The 4467-nt window shown below is 29.0% G+C and carries 3 protein-coding genes; 2 read left to right on the top strand and 1 reads right to left on the bottom strand.

What is annotated here, in order from left to right:
* Window positions 1–21: 21 nt before the first annotated feature.
* The gene (kdsB, locus tag WC168_RS09325; RefSeq protein WP_066161795.1) at window positions 22–744 is read right to left on the bottom strand and encodes a 3-deoxy-manno-octulosonate cytidylyltransferase; all 723 of its coding nucleotides are present in this window, start codon (window positions 742–744) and stop codon (window positions 22–24) included.
* Window positions 745–827: 83 nt separating this feature from the next.
* Between kdsB and polA the strand changes: the two genes are divergently transcribed.
* Together polA and WC168_RS09335 are read left to right on the top strand one after the other, a co-directional pair.
* Window positions 828–3512, top strand: coding sequence for a DNA polymerase I (polA, locus tag WC168_RS09330; RefSeq protein WP_372618865.1), 2685 nt, complete (start codon window positions 828–830; stop codon window positions 3510–3512).
* Window positions 3513–3554: 42 nt separating this feature from the next.
* Window positions 3555–4467, top strand: a 913-nt coding sequence (locus tag WC168_RS09335; protein WP_372618867.1) for a calcium/sodium antiporter, incomplete at its 3' end; no start/stop codon positions are given.

A 4467-nucleotide genomic window follows, 5' to 3' on the forward strand; every position in this document is an offset into this window, starting at 1 on the left:
AAAACTACTCTTTAGCGTGATTTAAGCTTTAAAAACTTTTAAAGCTCTGTTTAAATCCTCTTGTGTATCAATTCCAAAAGATTTTGAATTAACTTTTACCATTGCTATTTTAAATCCATTGTCAATTGCTCTTAATTGCTCAAGTTTCTCAATATTCTCTAATTTTGAAGAGTTTAAACTACAAAATTTATTTAAAGATTTTTTTGTAAATCCATAAATTCCTAAGTGTCCAAAATATGTTGAGTTTTCGCTATGATCTCTGTGATATGGGATTTTTGCTCTTGAAAAGTATATTGCATTTTCATATTCATCTAAAACAACTTTTACCAAATTTGGATCATCTGCATTTTCACTATTTATCTCTTTGTAGCAAGAAGTTATTAAAGTATTTTGACAATCTTTTACCTCTTTTACTCTATTTATTACAGCTTTTACAACATCAACTTCTATAAAAGGCTCATCTGCTTGAACATTTACAATAATCTCATCATCACTTAAGTTTAATCTATTTACAGCCTCATTTATTCTATCTGTTCCACTATTGTGATTAACACTTGTCATAACAGCATCAAAACCGTGCTCTTTTGCTAAATCCATAACTTCACTACTATCAGTTGCAATTACAACTTTATCCAAAGAGCTTACTTGTTTTGCAGTTCTTATAACCATTGGAAGACCTAAAATATCTACCAAAATTTTATTAGCAAATCGGCTTGAATTTAGCCTTGCTGGAATTATTATCATCTTTTATCCTTTTAGTATAAACCCATATTTAAAAGAGATTATTATATTATAAAATCTTTAAAACATATATTGAAAGAAGATTTATGAAAAAAAGCATCACAATAATTGATACATTCGGATTTTTATTTAGAAGTTATTTTGCACTTCCACCCTTGCGATCAAACAGAGGTTTCCCAACTGGACTTTTAACAGGTTTTATGAACTTTGTTGCTGGAATTGGAAAAGATTTTAAGACAGATTATATAGTTTTTGCTCTTGATGCAAAAGGGACAACTTTTAGAAATGAGTTATTTGATAACTACAAAGCTCAAAGACCAGATGTTCCTGAAGATTTATTAACTCAACTTCCAGTTGCAATATCTTGGGTTGAGAAAATGGGATTTAAAATAGCTATTAGAACTGGATATGAAGCTGATGATATGGTTGCAAGTATTGCAAAAGATGCAAAGGAAAAAGGCTTTGAGGTAAGAATTGTATCTCATGATAAAGATTTATATCAACTAATTGATGATGAAAATAGTGTATATTTGTTTGACCCAACTAAAAAACAGATTATTAATGAAGCAAAATGTATAGAAAAATATGGAGTAACTCCAAAGCAGTTTATAGATTATCAAGCATTAGTTGGTGATACAGCTGATAATATTCCAGGAGTAAAAGGAGTTGGTGCAAAAACAGCACAAACTTTGATAGAACAATTTGGAACACTTGAAAATATCTATGAAAATATTGAAAATATTGATAAAAAAAGAACAAAAGAGCTATTAATTGAAGGAAAAGAGAATGCTTTTTTATCAAAACAACTCGTAACCTTAAAAGATGATTGTCACTTTATATCAAATATTGATGAGTTTTCTTTGCCGCTTGAGAATCCAATTTTAAAAATAGCTTCAGATTTAGAGTCTTATGATATGCACAGAATCATTGAAAGAGTAAATAAAAATGGTTTAAATTATAAAACAGAAGTTCCAAAAAAAGTAGAAGATGAAAAGATTGAATATATTTTATTAAATAATGAAAATGATTTAACTTTAGCAATAAATAAAATTCCAAGAGATGCAATAATTGCATTTGATACAGAGACAACTAATCTTGATACGGCAAAAGCAAAAATAGTTGGATTCTCATTTTGTTATGAAGATAAAAAAGCATATTATGTACCAATAGCTCACAACTACTTAGGTGTTGGAAATCAAATTTCAATTGATGCTGCTAAAAAAGCAATAGAGATTTTAAATAGATATAAACTTGTTTTTCAAAACTTCAAATATGATTGGCAAATTGTAAAAAACAATTTTGATTTGGATTTAAAACTATATGCAGATACTATGATTTTATCGTGGCTTTTAGATACAAGTGAGAAAGTTGGAATAGATTATCAAATAAAAAAATATTTTCAAATAGATATGGTTTCTTTTTCTCAAGTTGTAAAAAAAGGTGAAGATTTTTCAAGTGTTGAGTTAGAAAAAGCAACACAATATGCAGCTGAAGATGCTTTGATGACTTTGAAACTATTTAACAAACAGCTTGAGATTTTTAAACAAAGAGGGGAAGATGAGCTTTTAAGTATAGCTTTTGAACTAGAGTTTAACTTTATTTATGTTTTAGCTTCAATGGAGCAAAAAGGTATAAAAATAGATGTAAAACTTCTAAAAGAGTATAAAGATAGAAGTTTAATTTATCTAAATGAATTAACTCAAAATATTTATGAAGCTTGTGGTGAGAGTTTTAATATTAACTCTCCAAAACAGTTGGGTGTGATTTTGTTTGAAAAACTGGGACTTGCATCTTCAAAGAAGACAAAAACAGGTTATAGTACAGATGAGTCTGTTTTGGAGAGCTTAAAAAATGAGCATAAAGTAGTTCCTCTTTTACTAAAATATAGAGAGGCTTTTAAACTTCACTCAACATATATTGAACCACTTTTAGAGCTTGGATTAAAAGATAGTGAAAATAGAGTTTTCTCTTCATTTTTACATACAGGTACTACAACAGGAAGATTAAGCTCAAAAAATCCAAATTTACAAAATATTCCAGTTGGGACTTTTAGTGATATTCAAATTAGAAGAGCTTTTATAGCACAAGATGGTTATAAGCTTGTTGGAGTTGATTATTCACAAATTGAGCTTAGACTTCTTGCCCATTTTTCAAAAGATGAAGCACTTGTAAATGCATTTAAACAAGATTTAGATATTCACTTACAAACTGCTATTAAGATTTTTGGTGAAGATGAAGCAAAAGATAAAAGAGCAATTGCAAAAACTATAAACTTTGGGCTTTTATATGGAATGGGAAGTAAAAAACTATCAGATACTTTAGGAATTTCTACAAAAGAGGCAAAAACATATATTGAATCATATTTTGAAGCATTTAAAAGTGTAAAAGATTATTTTAAATCTATTGAAGATGAGGCTATTGAAAAGGGTTATGTAAAAACACTTCTAAATAGAAAGCGACTTTTTGATTTTCAAGGTGCAAGTCCAATGTTAAAAGCTGCATATTTAAGAGAGGCTGTAAATACGCTATTTCAAGGAAGTGCAGCTGATTTAATAAAACTATCTATGATAAATATTCATCTGAAATATAAAGATAATCCAAATGTAAAAATGCTTTTACAAATACACGATGAGCTTATTTTTGAAGTTAAAGATGAGTATGTTGATGAGGTAAGCAAAGATATAAAAGATATTATGGAGAGTATTTTTGTATTAAATGTTCCTTTAAAAGTATCTGTTGGTGTTGCTAACTCTTGGCAAGATTTAAAATAATTAAAAGTATACTTCCGAAAATTTATTAAGGAAGATATATTTATGATATTTTATCTACTAGCAGTAGTATTAGGATTTGCTCTTTTAGTTTGGAGTGCAGATAGGTTTGTAGATGGTGCTGCATCAACAGCAAAGCATCTTGGAATGCCAAGTTTATTAATAGGTATTTTAATTGTTGGATTTGGAACAAGTGCTCCTGAGATGGTTGTTTCTGCAATAGCTGCTTATGAAGGAAATCCAGCACTTGCACTTGGAAATGCTATTGGATCAAATATTGTAAATATTGCATTGATTTTAGGAGTTACAGCTGTTGTCTCTCCAATAATTGTTAATTCAAAAATAGTTAAAAAAGAGATTCCACTTTTACTTTTAATAGTATTGTTTACAGGATATTTGCTTTTGGATAATAGTTTAACACTTTTTGAAGGAGTTATACTTTTAGCAGCTTTTTTTGCACTAATTTTATGGTCTGTTTATACAGCTTTAAAAAGTAGAGGTGATAGTTTAGAAAGTGAGATGGATATAGAGTTAAAAGAGCACTCTATGAGTTTAAAACTTGGTGTTGTTTGGCTTGTTTTTGGACTTATTTTATTAATAGTAAGTTCAAGAATACTTGTTTGGGGAGCTGTTGGAGTTGCTGTTGAGTTTGGGGTTAGTGATTTAATAATTGGTTTAACTATTGTAGCTTTAGGAACCTCTTTGCCTGAACTTGCAGCTTCTGTAATTGCAGCACGAAAAGGTGAACATGATATTGCTATTGGAAATGTTGTTGGATCAAATATGTTCAACCTTTTAGCAGTAATTGGAATTGCTGTTGTAATTGCACCTATGAATAATATTCCACTTGAAGTTTTAAAAAGAGATTGGATAGTTATGCTTCTTTTAACAATTGCTCTTTTTGCTATGGCTTATGGCTTTAGAGGAAGAGATGGAAGAATAAATAGAGTTGAAGGAA

The sequence above is a fragment of the Aliarcobacter sp. genome (assembly GCF_041672065.1).
Classification (GTDB): Bacteria; Campylobacterota; Campylobacteria; order Campylobacterales; family Arcobacteraceae; genus Aliarcobacter; species Aliarcobacter skirrowii.